Raw genomic sequence first — 18,854 nt, 5'->3', positions numbered from 1 at the left:
GAACTACGTGCCCCTCTGCTGAAAACAGTGGAACCGGTGACCACATAGCGATACCCACCGAAATTACGCAGTGTCGCCATTTGCTGTCCACCAACCGAACTCAATTGAAAGAAGCTCCGAATCGATCGGGAGCGTTTCAGTCTGCAGGTTGTGCGTCAGTCGCTGGTGTCCCGTCTGGAAGTTCGGGGATGGACAGGTCCACGCGACGAAGCAGCTGTGCGTTGATTGCGACGATGACCGTGCTCAGTGACATTAGGAGTGCCCCCACGGCGGGAGACAGCAGAATCCCAATCGGTGCCAACACGCCTGCTGCAAGCGGAATCGCGAAGACGTTGTAGCCGGCGGCCCAGACGATGTTTTCCTGCATCTTCCGGTAGCTCGCCTTGCTGAGCTTGACCAGCCGAACGACGTCCATCGGGTTGTTCTGCACCAAGATGACGTCCGCCGACTGGACGGCAACATCGGTGCCGCTCCCGATTGCGATGCCGACGTCAGCTCGCGTCAGCGCCGGCGCGTCGTTCACCCCGTCACCGACCATCCCTACGAGCTTCCCTTGGTCCTGAAGTTCTTGGACTTTCTCGTCCTTGTCTTCGGGGAGGACCTCCGCGAACACCGTGTCGATACCCAGTTCGTCGGCGACAGCGTCGGCAACGTCCTGAGAATCGCCAGTCAACATTGCCACCTCGATGCCAAGATCGTGGAGGGCGTCGACGACGCGGAAACTCTCCTCGCGGATCACGTCGGCCATCGCGAACGCGGCGATCAACTCTCCGTCGCGAACGAGGTACACCACGGTCTGGGCGTTCTGGCCGGCCTCGTCAGCGAAGCGTTGGAGGTGATCGGGAATTTCGCTATCGAGTTGGGCCAACAGGTTCGGGCCGCCGACGTACACCTCGTTTCCGTCGACGTTCGCACGAACTCCTCGGCCCTTGATCGCCTCAAAGGCGGTCGCGTCAGGAGTAGGTACGTCGCGCTCGTCGGCGGCCTCACGGATCGCTCGGGCGATCATGTGTTCGGAGTCGCTCTCGACGGCCGCCGCCAGCGCGAGCGCGTCGTCCTCGTCGACGCCGTCGACGGTCGCCATATCCACGACGCCGTGTTCGCCCTCGGTGAGCGTCCCCGTCTTGTCGAAGATGATCGCGTCCAGATTCCGTGCGTCTTCCATCGCGATGCGGTCGCGAACGAGCATCCCGTTGCGAGCGGCGAGCGACGTGTTGATCGCGACGACCAGCGGGATAGCGAGCCCGAGGGCGTGTGGGCAGGCGATGACGAGCACCGTCACGACGCGTTCGATGACGGTCGCGTCGAACGAGACCGCGACCGTCCACGCAATCGCGGTCACGACTGCCGCCCCGAGCGCGACATAGAACAGCCAGCCGGCCGCGCGGTCGGCCAACACTTGCGTCTTGGACTTGCTCTGCTGAGCTTCCTCGACCAGGCGCATGATGCCCGCGAGTGTCGTCTCCTCGCCCGTCGCACCGACGCGGACACGGAGGCTGCCGTCCCCGTTGATGGTGCCGCCGATGACCTCGTCGTCGGGCTCCTTCGATACCGGTTTCGATTCACCTGTGATCATCGACTCGTTGACGTCCGAATCGCCCTCCTCGACGACGCCGTCAGCGGGCACGCTCGCGCCCGGTCGGACGAGCACGAGGTCGCCCTCGGAGAGTTTGCTGACAGGGACTTCCTCGGTCTCGCCGTCGTCGGTGATTCGTTCCGCCGTGTCCGGCATCAGCTTCGCCAGTTCGTCGACGGCGCTTGAGGCACGGCGGACCGACCGCATCTCGATCCAGTGCCCCAGTAGCATAATGTCGATCAGAGTGACGAGCTCCCAGAAGAACGCCGACTGCCTCGGGAATACTACGCTCGCGAGGCTGTAGACGAACGCGACCGAGATGGCCATCGAGATCAACGTCATCATCCCCGGCGACCGGTCTTTCAGCTCCGGCACCGCCATCTGGAGGAATGGGACCCCACCGTACGCGAAGACGATGACCGCGAAGACGGGGTTGATCCATTCGCTCCCCGGGAATGCCGGGACGGAGAACCCGAGCCACTCCTGTAGCATTTCGCTGTACAGGAGGACGGGAATCGACAGGAGCGTCGAGACGAAGAAGCGCCGCCGGAACATCTGCTCGTGGCCTTCATGCATCCCGCCATGGCCCTCGCCGTGTCCCTCGTGGGAACCGTGGCCGTGCCCTTCGCCCTCGTGTCCGGCGTGCTCGTGCTGCTCGTGGGACGCCATCTCACCTGCCGCAGCAGGGTGAGCCTCCTCCTCCAGTAGCTCCTGTTCTACCCTTTCCTCGTCTGATTCAGCGACCGCTTCATCTTGGTCGCCGTGTTCGTGCTGGTGGCTGGTGATATCCTGCTGGTCCTCTCCTCCCGGGGAATTCTCAGTTGTGTCTTTGTGGTCGTCCATAGATCATATGCTCTTTAGAGGTGGATCCGCCGGCTTCCTGAATCTTCGCCCCCTGAAACCGTACAGCAGGACCAGCGTAGGCAAACTCCGAAGACAACGGTTTGCCGTTGTCTTGAACTGGTCTGTGCTACCCTCAGGCGTGAGCGGTATATCCTGCGTCTTCGACGGCCTCCACGAGGGCCGTGATCTCTGCCTCACCGTCGACACTTGCCTGTTCGCTCTCCCTGTCGACGGTTACGGAAGTCACGCCAGAGACCTCTTCAAGGGCCTCTTCGACCGTCTGCTCACAGTGACCGCACGACATTCCTTCCACGGTGATGATCGTCGTCATACAGAGGTACATACGGCTCCCTCTCTTTAGCAGATTTCTCTTTCGATGATACGGGTCTCTTGGGGGGTCAAACTTTAGATTCCAAGTGATACGTGCAGCCGCAACGAACCAAATCTCAGATTCACCAGCTGTCGATGGCTGATAGGCTCAGGTATCGTTGTGGCGCTCTCTGTACGTCTTTGCTGCTAAAAAGACGTATAGTGCGCCGATTGCCCGAACAGCCGAATTGAATCGCTCGTTCCATTCCATCGACTCCGGACGCTCGTATAGGAACGCGGTGGCAAATCTCCGATACAGATCGGGAAACAGGAGGATGATCGCGCCGAACACGCCGGTAAGATTCATCAGCCACGCGTATGCTCGCCCGTTAAGGAGGGAAATCACAGCTATAAGAACGCCTTCCGACCGAACTGCTGGACGTACCCACCCTCTCACCGTCCCTTCGCTTGGATTCGCAATCGCGAGTCTCTCGAAGAGCTCGAGGGTTTCGTCCGGGAACAGCGCTGAGAGAGCGCCAAGGACACCTACGAGTGTTCGAATCATACGATATGGTACGACCGATACGGATATAATTCTCGCTGTGATCCTACACTACCGAGAACATAGGGGTCCAAACAGTACCGGCGTCGAACCAAAGACGACGCACAGAGGCCGCTTTTCGGATGAACGTCCCGAATCCTCAGGGATTTGGGGCATACAGAGCGTAGAGGATCGACAGCATCCCGGCTGCGGTCACGAGTGCCGCGACGAATCCCGCTTCGAAGATCGACACTTGGAGGAGTTCGAAGAGAACGCCTTCGAGAAGGCCGCCAAGGCCGACCAGCGCGAAGCCAGCGGCGACGTACAGGAGCAACTGTGTGTGATGCCGTTGGTATCCGCGATAGGCCTGGTAGGCGATGACCAGCGCCAATGCGGTGGTGAACAGTTTGCCGATGACGAATAGGGTGTGTTCCATGGGTCAGTCCCCCCGCATCTCCTCGAAGATGGACGTGATCCGGTCGGCGGGGTCCGGCCGGACGTCGATCTGCACGTCGAACCCCTCCGCCTGCAGGAGCACTTCGACGCGTTCGAGGCGCGCCTCGTACTCGCTGTAGTGCCGGCCACCGGGGTCGACGTGCGTGTACTCCTCGAGGAGGCCCTGCTCGACGAGGCGGGTGACACGCCGCGAGACGGTCGGGCGTGACATATCGCATTCCTCGCTGAGTTCCTTCGCAGACAGTCGGTCGGTCTTCGTCGCCACGAGGATGTCGCGGGCGTACTCGTCGTCGAGCGTCGCGAAGACCTCCGACGGGTCGGCCTCCTCAGTCACACTCCTCTAATCGCCACAGGAGGGTAATATAGCCCGCCGGTTTTCTGACTCAGAACGCCGGCTCGCTATTATATCGTCTCTACCCGCCTACTGATAGTTGAAGGTGCAATAATTATGTCCACACTCGACTCCGGTATGAACCAGCTCGAGAGCAGAGTCGGCGGCCTGACCGTCGGCGGGAAAGTCCACAGCCTCAGCGCGTGGTTCGTGCTGGCGCTCCGCCTCATGATGGGGTACGCATTCGCGTACTCCGGGTTCACGAAGATCACCGGCGAGTTCGCGGCGGGCGGCTACCTGACCAACGTCGCGGCGACGAATGGCAACCCGCTCGCGGGCATGTTCGCGTGGATGGGTTCGACGCCGTGGTTCGTTGAGTTCGCGAACGTCGCTGTCCCGTGGGGCGAACTGTTCATCGGCCTCGGCCTCCTCATTGGCGCGTTCGTCCGTCTCGCGGCGTTCTTCGGCGCGCTCATGATGCTCATGTTCTACTTCGGCAACTGGGACATGAGCCACGGATTCATCAACGGCGACTTCGCGTACATGCTTGTGTTCCTCGCGGTTGCCGCGTTCGCCGCGGGCCGCATCCTGGGCCTCGACCAGTACATCGAGAACTACGACGTCGGCGGCCAGACGCTCGTCGAGCGCTACCCCGCCCTCGAATACATCCTCGGCTAACCACGCCGAGACCTTTGGGAGTACAACAATGCAAAATCCAATTCAAGCACACGGGATTCGTTCTCTGGGACTCATCGTCGTTGGAGCGCTGGCACTGGCCGTCGTCGCCGGAATGGCGCTAACGCATACGACCGTCCCAGATGCAATGATGTGGGGCTGGCACGACGGCATGTGGAACGACGGCCACATGGCCGGATGGGGTAGCTGGGGCTGGGGGATGATGCTGTTCGGTCTCCTGTGGATGGCCCTCCTCGTCGCTCTCCCCATCTATCTCGTCTACTGGCTGGCAACGCGATCCCAAACGGATGGCCGCACTGAGGACAGCGCGCTCGCCGTCCTCCAAGAGCGGTACGCTCGTGGCGAGATCGACGACGAGGAGTTCGACCACCGTCGCGCCCGTCTCATATCCGGTGGCGGCCGTTACTGACCGCGTTGTCCTTAAAAACGCGAGGAACGGTCAATGGACGTAGTTGAGGATGCCGCCGTGTTCAATATACGTCATCTGCTCGGCAGGAACCAAGTTGTTTAGAGGATGGTCACTCTGATTGTTCGAGCTTGTTTCGGCGGGATTCGAACTCTTCGTCCGTGAGATCGCCACGGGCATACGCTAGACGTAATTCTTCCATCGCGGGATTGTGAGACGTTTGTGTTTCGCTCACCCGCCTGAAGAGGAGGAAGCCACCGCCGAGAAGCACAACGAGGAAGACGAGTGGAACAAGCATTCCGATAACGGGCCACCAGCCACCGGTACTACCGTACTGGCCCATCATTCCCCCGTATCCCATCATCCCGCCGAAGCCCATCCCCATCGTGAGCAACGGAAGGAGGATGAACGCTCCGAGGATCAGGAGCAGTATCGTCGTTGTGTCCAGTTGATTTGATGAAGCCATCGACGATCAGGCCTACGACGCGGGGTCGAACTCGTCTCTAACGGCTGCCAGTACACGATCAAATCGCTCGGTGACCTCGGTTGCGATGGAATCAAGCGCGTCGTTATCAGCAATCCCGACCAACTGCTCCGGATCGACCGCACTTACCACGATGTCGCCGTCATCAGTCTCATAGACGATGACGTTACAGGGCAAGAGCGCACCAAGCTCGATTTCCTCGGTTAACCCTTCGTATGCTAGCGGAGGATTACATGCACCGAGGATGCGATACTGACGGAACTCTTCGCCAAGCTTCTCCTTGAGTGTCGCCTGAATGTCGATATCACAGAGGACACCGAATCCCTCGTCCGTGAGTGCAGCGTTCGTTGCATCAACGACGTCGTCGAATTCGCCAGTGACTGTGGTCTGTATTGTGTATTCCATGGAATATCATACCCCGTCCGCAGGGTTAACGGTTGGGTGCCCAACAGCGATCGTTGGGGAGGGCAGTGTCTCAGATGGAACAGCAGCCGTTCCGATCATCCAGTCCGTTCGAGCTGTTTTCGCCGCCGTTCGAATTCATCGTCCGAAAGCTCCCCGCGAGCGTATCGCTCGCGGAGAACCGACAACGACTGCTCATCGTCCCCGCCGGATCCTCGGTTGAGGAGCGCATAGACGAGGTAGAGCGGAACGGCGATGAGGAGCCCCATCCAGAGGAGTCCCCAGAGCCCCATCGCTCCGCCGAAGAGGCCCCAGCCGCTTCCGCCCATCATCCCGCCGCCATAGCTCCCGCCGCCGTGGGCGGCAGCCGTTCCAGTCGCCGCGACCAGCAGCGGGATGGCGAGGATCGCGAGGCGACGAGCAGTGCGTCCGATGTGAGTGATGGGTTGCGTCATTGTCTTGCGGTGGTGAATTTCGGTGTTCGGTTGAAGCGATCAAAACGGTCAGAGCCGTTAGCAGTGGCCCTGCCCGTACATTCCGCCGTTGTAGTCGTTGTCAGCCATGTCTTGGCCCATCTCGTCGACGGTCACACCCATATGCGACTCCATCCAGTCGACGCTACCAGGGCCCATGTGCTCAGTCATCTGCGTCTCCATCCAGGCCGCCCAGTCATCAGCGGTAGCGTTGTCTGTGGGCACGTCGTCAGCTGTCGTGTCGGTACCGTGTGCGCTGACCACGGGGGCGGCGAACGCGAGTCCGACGAGCGCGAGCGCCACGAGCAGCCAGCCGCCGAGTTTGAAGTTGGTCATTGTCTTTCTCCTCGGTTACTCGTAGGACCGCTCGGGAGTTATGACGATGGGCGTGAACTCACGCAGGAGAACGTTCGAGAACGTGTATACAGCGTTTTAATCGTGTTTCAGAAACAAGAGCGTTCATCCGGCTCGAATTCGCCGGGATGGCACTCAACGCCTCGTTCGGAACGGGACTAAGACCATACGGGCCACAGATTGATCAACCAGAAATCGAGTCTCAACCCACTCATTCGACGTATTCCACAACACGTGCCATCCCCGCATCGAGGTGGTACAGATTGTGACAGTGGAACAACCACCGACCGGGGTTATCCGCGTGGAAGTCCAGCGTCACCTGTCCTCGATGTCCCGGGACGATAACCGTGTCTTTGATCGCGTTGCCGACCTGGAAGAAGTGGCCGTGAAGGTGCATCGGATGGACGACCGGGCTCTGATTGGTCATCCGAATTCGGACGTGTTCCCCAGGCCGAATCTGAAGCGGGTCGGCATCCGGATAGGCCTGTCCGTCTATCGTCCACGTGTAGGACTGGTTTCTACCACGTGAGAGCGTCAGGTCGAACGTCCGGTCTGGATTTCCACTCACACCGTCGAGCGAGGAGCGTGCTCGCAGGTCACCGTATTGCAATCTGTTACTCGAAGATGATGGAGGCTGCGGAGTGATCGAACCGTCTGTTGATTCGTACTCGACGACGGCTCTGGCCGGTGGTTCGTTCCCGTCGAGCGCGTTCGCCTGAACGAACCATCGCCCCGGATTCGTCGCTTCAACGACGACATCGTATCGTTCACCAGCACCGAAGACGAACGAGTCGGACTCGACCGGTTCGACGGGCTGCCCATCGGCGTGGGTCACCGACATCTCGTGTCCAGCGATTCGCACACCAAAGACTGTCGCGCTGGCGGCATTCACGAACCGAAAGCGAACCCGATCGCCCTCCGCTACGTCGAACGTCGGGGGATTCTCGGGCAGTTGACCGTTGATCAAAAGCCCCTCGTATGGCGGTCGAACGTCTCCCATCATTCCACCCATTCCACCGCCACCCATCCCACCGTCCGACGGAAGACGGGGTTCTCTAGAGAGGTAATCGTCAAGCACGACGATATACTCGCGGTCGTACTCAACGTGTGGGTCTCGTTCTTCAACGATCAGGGGGCCGAGTAATCCACGATCGAGTTGGAGTCCGACGTGGCTGTGGTAAAAATACGTCCCAGCGGGTTCGGCACGGAACTTGTATGTGAATGTATCACCGGAAGCAACCGGATCCTGCGTCACGTTCGGTACGCCGTCGACTGGATTCGCAACGGGAATCCCGTGCCAGTGAATCGTCGTCTCCTCCTGCAAGTCGTTAGCCAGTTCCACGCTGAGCACGTCACCTTCCTGCACGCGCAACTCTGGGCCCGGGTACTGTCCGTCGTACAGCCAAGCAGTCGTCGAAGCATCCGAATCTGGTCGAATGGTCCCAGACGTCGCAGTGAGGCTAACGGAGGTATCCGGGGCACCTGTGACAGTCGGACGGGGGGTCACCGCACGGCCTCCACCATCGTCGGTGCCCGGTAGCGGACTGGCACACCCCGCAAGCGCTCCGAGAGTTGATATCCCCGATAATTGGAGGAGCCTACGGCGAGAAAGTCCCCAGGAGGTCATTGCCTTCGTTTTCGCGGTCAGCGAGTAAAGGCCTCGCGATGAGAGAAGTTCATACGGCCATCCTCGTTCCGAGTTTAGTCCCGGCGATACGGTGAACGATCCCGGATTCCCGAGACCCCCCGCTAGTTCGCCTGTTTCTGTTCTAAGTCGTCGCTTGGATAGATGCGATACGTTCGCCCTTGTCGCTCACGGTACAGTAAGCCGCGCTTCTCGAGGGCACTCACCGTCTGACTGACCTTGCTTTTCGAGAAGTTCGAGCGATCCCGGAGTTCGATCTGTGTGATACCGGGCGACGAGAGGACCGGTTCGAGAATTCGGCGTTCGTCGTCCGGCAAGAGATCCAATACGCGAGCCTGTGGCTGGGACTCCGGATTGATCTTTCCCTCAGATTGAACGGCCTCTTCCTGCGATTCGATACTCTCAGAATCGGTTGGATTCGCCATCTCAGTCTGTGAGCGATCGGCTACCTCTGTGCTAGTGAGCTCGTCCCGAACCACGAGATAGCCCCCACCAACGACAGCCGAGACAAGAAGCGTTCCGAGAACGTACAAGAGTGGGTTCGTTCCGTGAACCGCGCCCATCGATGTACCCATCATCGAGCCCATCTGCTCGAAGGCCTGCTGTTGCTGGTACGCTTGCCAAGTGAGCACACCACCGACGATGAGGACGGCAGCGACCAGGGCACCGGCTACGGTATCGGCTCGCCGTCGATTCATCTTCCCCACCTCGATCCTCCGAGAGACTTGCTCATACGTGAGAGTTCGTGAGACATTGCTGTACCAGTTTTGATTGGCCAACGCAATCACGGAGCTGGCAGCCCCACAAATTCGATATCTCGAATCGGTGTTCAATGGTGGTCATGATCCTGAGACGCTCCCGCCTCTGGGTGTTGATGGGCGAATTCATCTGGGTCCTTTTCGAACGTCTCCTTACAGGTCTGCGAGCAGAAGTAGTACGTCTCGCCGTCGTGCGTCGCCGATGGCTCGCTGTCGTCAGTCCGCATCCCACAGACAGGGTCGCGGTACTGGCCGGGCGCACCGAGGCCACGACGATAGACGTACAGCAGGCACCCGGAGAGCGCGAACGCGATGAGGTTGAGGTAGAACGTGTAGTTGAGTTTAAAATACGTCTGCTCAGTCGCCGTCTCGCCGCCCGCCAGATCTGGAACGATTCCTAGCGCGTCGAACAGCAGCTCCATGAGGAAGCCGGTGAACGCCATCGTCACGAAAAAGACGCCGAGGATGTACAGCAAGATCTTCCAGCCGTAATACTTCCGGTAGACGTTCAGCACGGGAATCGTAATGAGGTCGGCGTAGACGAACGCGATGATCCCGGCGAAGCTGACGCCACCGCCCCACAGCGCAACCGCGAACGGGACGTTACCCATACTGCCAACGAAACTGAGGACGGCGATGGTGACACCCATAATCGCGTTCTCAGCGGTCACGAGAAGCCCGTCGCCCTGGATGAACAGGGTGTTCCAGACCCACTGGGGGACGAAGACGATGACGAACCCAGAAATAAGGAAGCCAGCGACGATGTCCTTCCAGATCATCGACCACTCCTTGCGGTACTGATTCCCGACTTTGTACCAGCCACCCCACGACAGCAACTCGTCACGCCACCCGCCACGACTCGATATCTCCTGTAGGTACGTCTCCATACAGCCCTCCGAGCAGAACTTGAGCGTCTCACCGCCGTCGGTCGTGATCGTGTACTCGTCTTTGCCTTCCATCCCACAGGTCGGGTCTTCGGTGACGCCCGCCTCACGGTCGCGCTCGTTGAGCGTTTCTCGAACTTCGGCAAAGAGATTCTCGGGGAGCGTGAGGTGGACGATCACCGCCATCACGGCGATGAGGATGAGGCCGCCCAGCAGTTCCGCCAGGAGGAACTCCCAGCCGAGCAGAATCAGAATCATCAGCCCGAGTTCGACGATCAGATTCGTCGACGCGAACATGAACGCGAGAAAGTTCACCGCGTGCGCTCCCTTCTTGAACAGTCCCTTCCCGATGGCGACAGCGCCGAAACTGCAGCCACTACTGGCCGCGCCGAACGCAGTCGCCTTGGTGAGCCCGCTCAGATCACCGTCGCCCAGCACCTGTGCCATTCGCTCCTTGGAGACATAGACTTGGACCAGACTCGTGATCGTGAGTCCCATAATGATCGCCCACGCCGCCGTCCAGAGGAATCCGACACCGATTCGGAGGGCTTCGAAGATACCCTCGACCATCGTCACCTGCATAGATGTATCATCGTGCGGATCATCTTTTGCAGTTTTCCTTCAGATAGTTCGGGTTAGAGCCGTGGTAAGTATGAATTCAAAAGAATAGCGGTGGGAGTAGCACGCAGGTCTAAGGCACAACCGCATTGAATAGTTAGTACGTAGTAATACTTGAGACCCAAACTCACGGAGGGACCACAATATGGCGACAAATTCAGACGACACGCGACTTGTTACGCTCCTCCTCGTTATCATCGGTGCGTTCGTCATCTTCCCGCTGTTCTTCATGGGCTTCGGGATGATGGGGTTCGGCCCAATGATGGGCGGGATGTGGGGCGGTCACATGTGGGGTGACGGGACGATGCCTGGCTGGATGTTCATCGTCGGCATCGTGATGCAGTTACTGTTCCTCGCCGCCCTCGTCGGCGGTGGCTACCTCATCTACCGTGCGATTACGGGAAGTGAGCGTAGTTCAGACCAAGCCCTCAAGGAGCTCCGGCTCGCGTACGCCCGCGGTGAGCTGACCGACGAGGAATACGAACAGCGACGCGAAGCACTCGAACGAGATACCTGATTCCCGTCCGGCAAACTTGAACGATGACCGGCTTCCCCGACCACCGTCAACAGTCGACGCGTCCGCAACTTCCAGCGTGGCTCGACCGATACACGACGCTGGGAGTATACGGACTCCTCGTCGGGACGGGACTCTGTCTGGTCGCGTTCCTCACGAATCCCGTTCCCGACCCCTCGTTCCCGTGGGCGACGCTGCCCGAGTCTCTACGATTACCGATTGTACAGCCCCGAATCGAACACTGGCCGGTGACCTACACTATCGGCATCTGGCTGTGGGTCTTCTGCTTTCCCGCACTCTTCCTCGCTGAATACCGGCGATACGGCGACAGGAATCGTGGAGCAGCGGTGTGGCTCGTCGGGTTGCCGACCGTGGCGATGCTGGGCTGGACGACGTACTGCCGGTTCTTCTGGCCGAAGCTCCATCCACCGACCTGGAACGCCCCGGCCTACACGTTCGTTTGCTGGCTGTACTGTTCGACCTACGACGTGCTCTGGAGCAACACCGCATACGTCATTGCACTATTCGGCATCGTCACGACCATCCTCGTCATGCGACACCAGGATAGAGACCGATATGCCCTTCTCGGGTTTGGATTCCTCGCACTTCCTCTTGGGTTACCTGCCCTGTACGAAGGATATCGACGGACGACGCGAACCGGAACCTGAGGATTTGTAACAGGTGACTGTTTTCAACGCTGTTCGAAAAAGTGGTGGGAAGACTGCTAATTCGAGGAGGAGAGGGTGATCGAGACTCCTTCACTGATCACAGCCCGAAGAAACGTTTTCTGTGGGCAGCTCCTCAACACGAGTATGTCGACGACTGTCTCAACACCCGAAACAGACGAGACATATGCGTACTGTGGATCCAGGATCTTCGACCACGATCCAATCTGCGTCCGCGATTGCGATGACGAGTGTGGCTCACCCACGTATTTCTGTAACTACGCCTGTCTGTCCGCATATATCGACGAGAACGACCTCACTACCGGGAATGCGTGCGAGTGGACTCCCGACGACACTAGTTGTTGCTGATTGGCGCTATCGGTCCATTCGTCGCCTTCAGCGACCGATTATTTGCGGAAACCGAGTAATCGAAGCCCGTTCAGGGACACGAGGACCGTCGATCCCTCGTGGCCGACCACGGCCAGCGGTAAGGGGATACCGCGTAACAGAATCGTGCCAACCATCAACGCGATTGCACCGAAGGCGATTGCGAGGTTGACTGTCAGCGTCCGGCGCGTCCTGCGACCGAGTCCGAGCACGTAGGGAATCTTCCCGATGTCGTCGCCCATCAACACGACGTCAGCCGTCTCTAGGGCAACGTCGGTCCCGGCGCCACCCATGGCGATCCCGAGCGTCGCCGTCGCCAGTGCCGGGGCGTCGTTCACGCCGTCACCCACCATCGCCACGTTCTCGTATCGCTCAACCAGATCCTCGATGGTCGCCACCTTCTCTTCCGGCAGCAGTTCCGCTTGCACCTCGTCGATACCGACTTCGTCCGCGATCTGCTGGGCGACGCGTTCGTTGTCGCCGGTCAGCATGACGATATGCTCCACGCCGAGTGACCGGACGTCCTCGATCATCTCTGCAGCCCCCGGGCGAACCGTGTCGGTGAACGCCAGCCAGCCCAGCACCGTGACGTCGTCGCCGTGTTCACGGACGACGACGACACTCGTCTTCCCCTCCGCCTCCAGGGTCCGAAGCCTGTCGAGGCCCGGTTCGAGTCCCTTGATCGAAGCATCTTCGAGAACCGTCTTGACATAACTCCGATTCCCGATGTGGATAACGACGTCGTCGACATCGGCGCGCACGCCTTTCCCGGCCGCCGACTGAAACCGACGTGCGTCGGGGACGTCGAGGGCGCGGTCTTCGGCTTCTGAGACGGTCGCACGGGCGAGGTGGTGCTCCGAGCGAGCCTGGACGGCGGCCGCGAGCGAGAGCAGCTCGTCGGCAGTCAGCGACTCGTTCGCGAGGCCGTCCCGGACGAACACGTCCGTCAGCTGTGTCTCGCCCCGCGTGAGTGTGCCCGTCTTGTCGAACGCGACCGCGTCGATGTTCGCAGCCGCCTCGACGTGTTCGCCACCCTTGAACAGAACGCCCTGCCTCCCACCGGAGGCAATAGCCGACAGCACCGCCGCCGGCGTGGAGATGATGACCGCACACGGCGAGGCGGCGACCATCAGGGTCATCGCGCGGTAGAACGTGCTAGTGAACTCGCTTCCGAGCGCGAGCGGGATGGCGATCGCCGCAATTGTGAGCCCGAACACACCGAGGACGTACGGCTGCTCAAGGCGGTCGATGAGCCGCTGTGTCGGCGCCTTCTCGCTCTGAGCACGCTCGACCATGTGGATGAGCCGGCTGATCGCCGACTCGTGAGCCTGCCGTGTGACCTCAATCTCCAAGCTGCCACTCTCGTTGATCGTCCCGCCGAACACTTCGTCGCCGGGCTCTTTCGGCACGGGCACTGATTCGCCAGTGAGCGACGCCTGATCGACCGTTCCCTCGCCCGACGCGACGACGCCGTCGAGCGGAATCCTGTCGCCGGGACGGACGACGAACACGTCACCCACGGCGACCTCGTCGATGGGCACAGTGACCTCCTCACCGTCGCGGAGGACCTGTGCCTCGTCCGGTCGCATCTCGACGAGAGACATGATCGCCCGTCGCGAGCGGCCAATCGCGTAGTGCTGGAGCGTGTTCGATAGTGAGAACAGGAACAGCAGCATCGCGCCCTCGAACGGGGCGCCAATCGAGAGGGCGCCGACCGCTGCGACGATCATCAACAGGTCGATGTCGACCGCACGGTGCCGGAGGGTCTCGACCGCGCCTTTGAGCCCGTACCAGCCACCGAAGACGTATGCGACGCCGTACCCGGCCCATATGAGAATCTGTGGTCCCTCGAGCCATCCCGTCACTAGGCCGACCGCCATCCCGAGGAGGGTCAGACCGACGAACACGGCCTCCTGCCTGAGTTCCGAGCGGGTACTCACGTCATCCGTTGCTGTCTCAGATTCGTCCTGAATCGACACGTGGCGGTCGCGGACAGCGTCTCGAATCGTTTCTTCCGAGGTGACGCTCCCGTCGTAGGTGATCCGGGCGTCCCCTGTTCGAAACGAGACGTCGACATCGTGGACGCCGGAGAGACGCCTAAGATGTCGTTCGAGCGCCCGTGCTCCCGCGTCGCCACGACCACCTCGTCGTTCAATGTGGATCGTACACGTCGAGAGAGGTGGTGATTCAGTAACAGCCACGTTCTCGGTACCTATGGGTTGGTTTGATTTCACGTTTGAGGTGGGCCCACGAGCATTCATCCGATCCTGATCTCGGCACACGAGTCGAGGATTTCATCCAATGATGGTTACCGGGATCTGTGCTCGGCGAGTGACTGTCTCGGCGACACTCCCGAGGAACGTCCGGTCTAGGCCTGACCGACCGTGGCTCCCCATAACGATCTGGTCGATGCCGTTGTCGGCAGCGTAGTCGAGAATCTCACGCGCTGGTTTCCCGACTTCAGTAACTGTAGCGAGCACAATATCGTGGTCCGCCGCAAGATCCGTCGCAGTCGTGTGAATCTCGGTCGCCCGCTCCTGGGCGGTATCGTACCAGTCCTCTGCGACTGGCAAGCCACCGGCCTCTACATCGATTACCGAGTCGATCGGGTTGATGACGTAAATTGTGGTGATCGTGGCGTTCGGAAAGGTCTCGAGTGCGTACATGAGTGCACGCTCGGCAAGCGGGGAGCCGTCCAAGGCGACGAGAACGTTGTCAGGCATACGATAGAGTTCGGGAGGTGTTGAGAAGAGTGTAGTGCCGAAAACTCGGTACCTAGGAGTACCGTTAATTATGATGTGTGCCCCAATCGGAGGTATGGCCAGTATCCGCTCGTGGGTCAACCAACATCGCCTCCTAAGCTTCGTTGTAATCGCCTATGCGTTCACGTGGACGATCCAGGGGACGCTCGCGTATTCCGGGATGGAAGCCACCTGGACGCACTCGATCCTGATCGGCTTCGGCGGATTCGGTCCGCCGATCGGCGCGACGGTGGTCATCTGGGCTTCCGGTGGAAGCCTCCGTAAGTGGGTCGGCCAGATGTTCAAGTGGCGGATCGGTGCGAAATGGTGGGCGCTCGCGTTCGGCCTCCCCTTGATTATTCTCTCATTGGGCGTCTTGCTGTTCGTCTTAGCTGGCGGCCCAATCGACCTCACCGAATTCGAATCGCCCTTCATCTACCTGTTCGCGATGGTGTGGGGAACCGTGTGGGGTGGCGGCCAGGAGGATCTCGGCTGGCGTGGCTTCATGCTCCCTATCCTGCAGGACTCCTACAGCGCGCTGACCTCAAGTGTCATCGTGGGCGTCACGTGGGCTGCTTGGCATCTCCCGTTGTTCCTGAACGCGACGACCACCCACGGCGGCTGGCCGCTCTCCCAGCAACTCCTCTGGATAGTCTCCATCCTTGCGGGCTCGATTCTCTGGACGTGGATGTACAACAGCACCGGCGGCAGCGTGCTCGCCGTCGCGGTGTTCCATGCTGGCGTTAATGCGATGGGAATCTTCCATCCAGCTGACCCGGAAGCGCTCATCCCGAATGGTGTTCCTGACCCGTGGCTGAACCTGCTCGCCGAAGTTTCAGGGGCCCTTCCACTCGTATTTATTGCCGTTCTCTTGGTGATCCTCTACGGTGGGGAACGTCTCGCCGGACGTCATCCGGTGTAGCTGCCACAGCGACCGCGACGACGTCCCCGGCCTCGGATACTCGATCTGCGACGACCAGGGCTACCTCGTCGACGTGCTACAACCGATCATCGACGCACGCGACGAGATCAAGGCGGCCATCCGTCGCGAGAAGGAACGGGATGACCCCGACGAGGACCGTCTGGCGGAGCTCGAGGGACGGTCGGGCGCGCTGAAGTGGATCCTCGTCGCCTGCTTCGGCTATCAGGGCGTTGCGAATAGCAAGTATGGGAGAATCGAGTGTCACGAGACGATCAACGCGTTCGCTCGCGAGATTCTGCTGACGGCGAAACAGCGGCTGGAAGCCGGCGGCTGGCGCGTCGTCCACGGCATCGTCGACTCCATCTGGGTGACACGGGATCCCAAAGTCGACGACGATGACTGCGAGGAACCCGAGACGCTCGCGACGGCAATCACGAAGTGCGTCGGTACACCAACGGGTAGGGAGTTCCGAGCCGGTCGGTCGTGGGATGACACCACTCCGACCGGAGTAATGAACCGTACAGCGGGCAGACTCTCCTAGTTGCAGCGTATGAGCGCTCATTTGTGATAAATTAACCAACAAGAATGGTAGGAAGGAAAAACAGTTGGTTAAGTCCAGAAGAGCGAATCACCGAAACCGAAGTACAGTAGTCCCCGACCGGGGACAGAGACACACCTCTATCGATGTGTTCAGCTTTGTGTAGTCCAACCCATTTAGGCACGAAGTGCATCGAGTACAAAGGGGACGTCAGGTATCTTGAACGAACAGACACCCCTCTATCGATGTGTTCAGAAGAAACGGGGACCTCGTGAAAAAACACGTAAGGGGGGACTCAAACGGAGGGATCAGGAACGATTCGCGAAAAACGGTACGAAATAGTGATTTTGGCGTGAGAGGGACCGATTACACATCGAAGAGTATGGCCCGCTGTTGAGGCATAACGGAAATCGAATGAACACATCGAACACATCGATAGAGGTGTGTGTGTGTGTGTTCGTGTATATAAAGAAAGAAGAAGAAGAAGGAAAGATCCCGAATTAAACTATAGACTAGCTGTACTACGTATACTCTCAACTATTGTGTTATCGGCTAAGATGCGTGTATCTTACCTCGATCAAGTACCTGCTACAGTCCGAGAGCAACCCCCCACGAGTATCCGGCGAACACATCGATAGAGGGGTGTGTCTCTTGCCACACCCGCTCTCTGATGAACACTTCGTTGCCCGTTTCAGAAAATCGAGCTCAATATATCCTGCTACTGCTGAAAAACAAAACTTGAACACCTCTAACAATAAGACACACTTCGATAGGGGTGGGGAAACCTTTTTGTCCCCTAGTTGTATGGTCGTCACTATGAGGACTCACGATTCTGATGGCTCCAAGACAGACTCGGAACCATCGGAAAATGAGGCCCCGACGGACGCGAATCTCGTATCTGATTCCTCAGACACTGATTTGTCCTCGCAATCGACAGGCCAATCGTCATCTCGTCAACCCGTCGAACCTGACCAAACGACGGAGTCACAATCCATCGAGGAGATGCTCCTCGAGTTCGACGAACAGGAGGGGCTCATCCGTGATCGGTCACTCCTCGATCCAAACTACATCGTTGCAGAGGACCGAATCGTCGGGCGCGACGAACAACTTCAAGAAGTCACGAAGATGCTACGCGTTGCACTCGGCGACAACCGCCCCCCAAACCTGTTCCTGTACGGTCCCTCCGGAACGGGGAAGTCGCTTATCACGAAAGCCGTCTGCAAAAACATCAGTCGCATCTGTGACTCACGGGATATTCAGTTCGGCACGATCGAAGTCAACTGCCAGGATCTCGACACGCTCGGCGTCGCGGTCTATGAACTCGCACAGCAAGCCGCAAACGAGGCCGGCGTCGCGGTCGAAGTTCCGAAACACGGCGTGGCAACGAAAGAGAAGTGGGATGAACTCTACCGCATCGTCAACGAGAACTTCGATTCCGTCGTCTTCGTCCTCGATGAACTGGATATGCTCGTTGGCCGCCGGGACAAACAGGAGCCTGCGTTCTCTCGGTTGCTCTACCAACTCTCGCGAGCCGGTGCCGCCGACGACCTGACTGCGTATCTCTCAGTGGTTGCAATTTCGAACGACACAAAGATGATGGAGTCTGTCGGCAGTCGTGCATTAAGCTCGTTCACGCCTGAAGACGTCCATTTCGACGACTACGATGCGAACCAACTCCAGTCGATCCTCCGCCGTCGCCAAGATGCCTTCCACGATGGTGTCGTTGCGGACGACGTCATCCCGCTGGCAGCAGCGTTCGCCGCACAGACGCACGGCGATGCCCGGAAAGCGATCGACTTGATGCGTGTCGCCGGGGAACTCGCTGAACGAGAGGGCGACGACCGTGTTCGTGAAGAACACGTCCGACAGGCCCAAGATAAAGTCGAAAAGAATCGGGTCCTCGAAGTTGTCCGTGGGATTAGCACACAAAAGAAACTCTGCTTGTACGCGACGGCGGCCGTTGCTGCCGAAACGAAGGATGGCACTGCCCGAAGCACGACCGGGTATCGGGTGTATCAGTACCTGACCGACTCGATCGATGCAGACCAGTACCAACAGGAGTCGTACGTAAACAAGATGAAGGAGCTGACGACGTACTCGTTGGTCGACTTTGAGCGCCGGAGCCACGGGCCAAGCTCGGGAATGTTCCTCGAGTTCCAGTTCGGGGAACGCCCGGAGACCATTTTGGACACGCTACGTGAGGATTCCCGTCTCAAGATGGTCTCCGACGACGAAGTGACGTCGGTCGTAAGAGCACAACTCCGAAACGAGACCTGACCAGTCCTACATTCTTTGCTGGTGGACTCACTGT

General features: G+C 59.3%; 21 protein-coding genes and 1 pseudogene. 8 read left to right on the top strand and 14 right to left on the bottom strand.

Features of this window, described 5'->3' with window-relative positions; translation table 11 throughout:
* Positions 1-136: 136 nt before the first annotated feature.
* The 5 genes from U5919_RS05510 to U5919_RS05490 all read right to left on the bottom strand — a co-directional run bounded on the left by U5919_RS05510 (position 137) and on the right by U5919_RS05490 (position 4,059).
* Positions 137-2,419 carry a copper-translocating P-type ATPase gene (locus U5919_RS05510; RefSeq protein ID WP_336022703.1) on the bottom strand — a complete coding sequence of 761 codons (2,283 nt, stop codon included), beginning with the start codon at positions 2,417-2,419 and terminating at the stop codon, positions 137-139.
* Positions 2,420-2,552: 133 nt separating this feature from the next.
* Positions 2,553-2,750, bottom strand: coding sequence for a heavy-metal-associated domain-containing protein (locus tag U5919_RS05505; protein ID WP_336022702.1), 198 nt, complete (start codon positions 2,748-2,750; stop codon positions 2,553-2,555).
* Between the two features lie 147 nt (positions 2,751-2,897).
* Positions 2,898-3,293: a hypothetical protein gene (locus tag U5919_RS05500; protein ID WP_336022701.1), complete on the bottom strand. Its 396-nt coding sequence runs from the start codon at positions 3,291-3,293 to the stop codon at positions 2,898-2,900.
* Between the two features lie 136 nt (positions 3,294-3,429).
* Positions 3,430-3,705 carry a DUF7521 family protein gene (locus U5919_RS05495; RefSeq protein WP_004515576.1) on the bottom strand — a complete coding sequence of 92 codons (276 nt, stop codon included), beginning with the start codon at positions 3,703-3,705 and terminating at the stop codon, positions 3,430-3,432.
* 3 nt (positions 3,706-3,708) lie between these two features.
* Positions 3,709-4,059: an ArsR/SmtB family transcription factor gene (locus U5919_RS05490; RefSeq protein WP_006183485.1), complete on the bottom strand. Its 351-nt coding sequence runs from the start codon at positions 4,057-4,059 to the stop codon at positions 3,709-3,711.
* A gap of 114 nt (positions 4,060-4,173) precedes the next feature.
* Here U5919_RS05490 and U5919_RS05485 point away from each other — a divergent pair, with 114 nt between their 5' ends.
* Both U5919_RS05485 and U5919_RS05480 read left to right on the top strand, forming a co-directional pair.
* A complete protein-coding gene (locus U5919_RS05485) occupies positions 4,174-4,734 on the top strand; it encodes a DoxX family protein (protein ID WP_336022696.1) in 561 nt (186 codons plus the stop codon).
* 28 nt (positions 4,735-4,762) lie between these two features.
* On the top strand, positions 4,763-5,161 hold the full coding sequence (locus U5919_RS05480; RefSeq protein WP_336022694.1) for an SHOCT domain-containing protein: 399 nt from the start codon (positions 4,763-4,765) through the stop codon (positions 5,159-5,161).
* Between the two features lie 109 nt (positions 5,162-5,270).
* On the opposite strand, the gene U5919_RS05475 is transcribed toward U5919_RS05480, so the two are convergent.
* The 7 genes from U5919_RS05475 to U5919_RS05445 form a co-directional block, all read right to left on the bottom strand.
* Positions 5,271-5,624, bottom strand: a complete 354-nt coding sequence (locus tag U5919_RS05475) for an SHOCT domain-containing protein (protein ID WP_336022692.1) — start codon at positions 5,622-5,624, stop codon at positions 5,271-5,273.
* A 12-nt stretch (positions 5,625-5,636) separates the two neighbouring features.
* Positions 5,637-6,047 carry a DUF302 domain-containing protein gene (locus tag U5919_RS05470; protein WP_336022690.1) on the bottom strand — a complete coding sequence of 137 codons (411 nt, stop codon included), beginning with the start codon at positions 6,045-6,047 and terminating at the stop codon, positions 5,637-5,639.
* A gap of 95 nt (positions 6,048-6,142) precedes the next feature.
* Entirely contained in the window at positions 6,143-6,499 is a 357-nt protein-coding gene (locus U5919_RS05465) for an SHOCT domain-containing protein (protein WP_336022689.1), read from the bottom strand.
* A gap of 57 nt (positions 6,500-6,556) precedes the next feature.
* On the bottom strand, positions 6,557-6,853 hold the full coding sequence (locus tag U5919_RS05460; RefSeq protein WP_336022688.1) for a hypothetical protein: 297 nt from the start codon (positions 6,851-6,853) through the stop codon (positions 6,557-6,559).
* 229 nt (positions 6,854-7,082) lie between these two features.
* Positions 7,083-8,498 (bottom strand): multicopper oxidase family protein, encoded by a 1,416-nt coding sequence (locus U5919_RS05455; protein ID WP_425604197.1) that lies wholly within the window; start codon positions 8,496-8,498, stop codon positions 7,083-7,085.
* Between the two features lie 122 nt (positions 8,499-8,620).
* Positions 8,621-9,214, bottom strand: coding sequence for a helix-turn-helix transcriptional regulator (locus U5919_RS05450; protein WP_336022686.1), 594 nt, complete (start codon positions 9,212-9,214; stop codon positions 8,621-8,623).
* A gap of 131 nt (positions 9,215-9,345) precedes the next feature.
* On the bottom strand, positions 9,346-10,740 hold the full coding sequence (locus U5919_RS05445; RefSeq protein ID WP_336022685.1) for a permease: 1,395 nt from the start codon (positions 10,738-10,740) through the stop codon (positions 9,346-9,348).
* 181 nt (positions 10,741-10,921) lie between these two features.
* Between U5919_RS05445 and U5919_RS05440 the strand changes: the two genes are divergently transcribed.
* The 3 genes from U5919_RS05440 to U5919_RS05430 all read left to right on the top strand — a co-directional run bounded on the left by U5919_RS05440 (position 10,922) and on the right by U5919_RS05430 (position 12,324).
* Complete coding sequence (locus tag U5919_RS05440; RefSeq protein WP_336022684.1) at positions 10,922-11,293, top strand: SHOCT domain-containing protein; 372 nt, start codon at positions 10,922-10,924, stop codon at positions 11,291-11,293.
* Between the two features lie 23 nt (positions 11,294-11,316).
* Entirely contained in the window at positions 11,317-11,958 is a 642-nt protein-coding gene (locus U5919_RS05435; protein ID WP_336022683.1) for a hypothetical protein, read from the top strand.
* 144 nt (positions 11,959-12,102) lie between these two features.
* Complete coding sequence (locus tag U5919_RS05430) at positions 12,103-12,324, top strand: hypothetical protein (protein ID WP_336022682.1); 222 nt, start codon at positions 12,103-12,105, stop codon at positions 12,322-12,324.
* 38 nt (positions 12,325-12,362) lie between these two features.
* Here the strand turns inward: U5919_RS05430 and U5919_RS05425 are convergent, their stop codons facing one another.
* Both U5919_RS05425 and U5919_RS05420 read right to left on the bottom strand, forming a co-directional pair.
* Positions 12,363-14,543: a heavy metal translocating P-type ATPase gene (locus U5919_RS05425; protein ID WP_336022681.1), complete on the bottom strand. Its 2,181-nt coding sequence runs from the start codon at positions 14,541-14,543 to the stop codon at positions 12,363-12,365.
* Positions 14,544-14,636: 93 nt separating this feature from the next.
* Positions 14,637-15,065, bottom strand: a complete 429-nt coding sequence (locus U5919_RS05420) for a universal stress protein (RefSeq protein ID WP_336022680.1) — start codon at positions 15,063-15,065, stop codon at positions 14,637-14,639.
* Between the two features lie 70 nt (positions 15,066-15,135).
* Between U5919_RS05420 and U5919_RS05415 the strand changes: the two genes are divergently transcribed.
* The 3 genes and pseudogenes from U5919_RS05415 to U5919_RS05405 all read left to right on the top strand — a co-directional run bounded on the left by U5919_RS05415 (position 15,136) and on the right by U5919_RS05405 (position 18,820).
* Positions 15,136-16,005 (top strand): CPBP family intramembrane glutamic endopeptidase, encoded by an 870-nt coding sequence (locus tag U5919_RS05415; RefSeq protein ID WP_336022678.1) that lies wholly within the window; start codon positions 15,136-15,138, stop codon positions 16,003-16,005.
* Positions 15,977-16,450: pseudogene (locus U5919_RS05410) on the top strand (DNA polymerase domain-containing protein); the annotation flags it as partial. The gene U5919_RS05415 and the pseudogene U5919_RS05410, both read left to right, overlap by 29 nt.
* A 1,095-nt stretch (positions 16,451-17,545) precedes the next feature.
* Entirely contained in the window at positions 17,546-18,820 is a 1,275-nt protein-coding gene (locus U5919_RS05405) for an orc1/cdc6 family replication initiation protein (protein WP_336022677.1), read from the top strand.
* Positions 18,821-18,854 lie beyond the last annotated feature (34 nt).

The sequence above is a fragment of the Halobellus sp. LT62 genome, from assembly GCF_037031285.1.
In the GTDB taxonomy this organism is placed as follows: domain Archaea; phylum Halobacteriota; class Halobacteria; order Halobacteriales; family Haloferacaceae; genus Haloquadratum; species Haloquadratum salinisoli.
The sequence above is the reverse complement of the archived record's forward strand: the minus strand, read 5'-3'. Positions and strand labels throughout refer to the sequence as shown.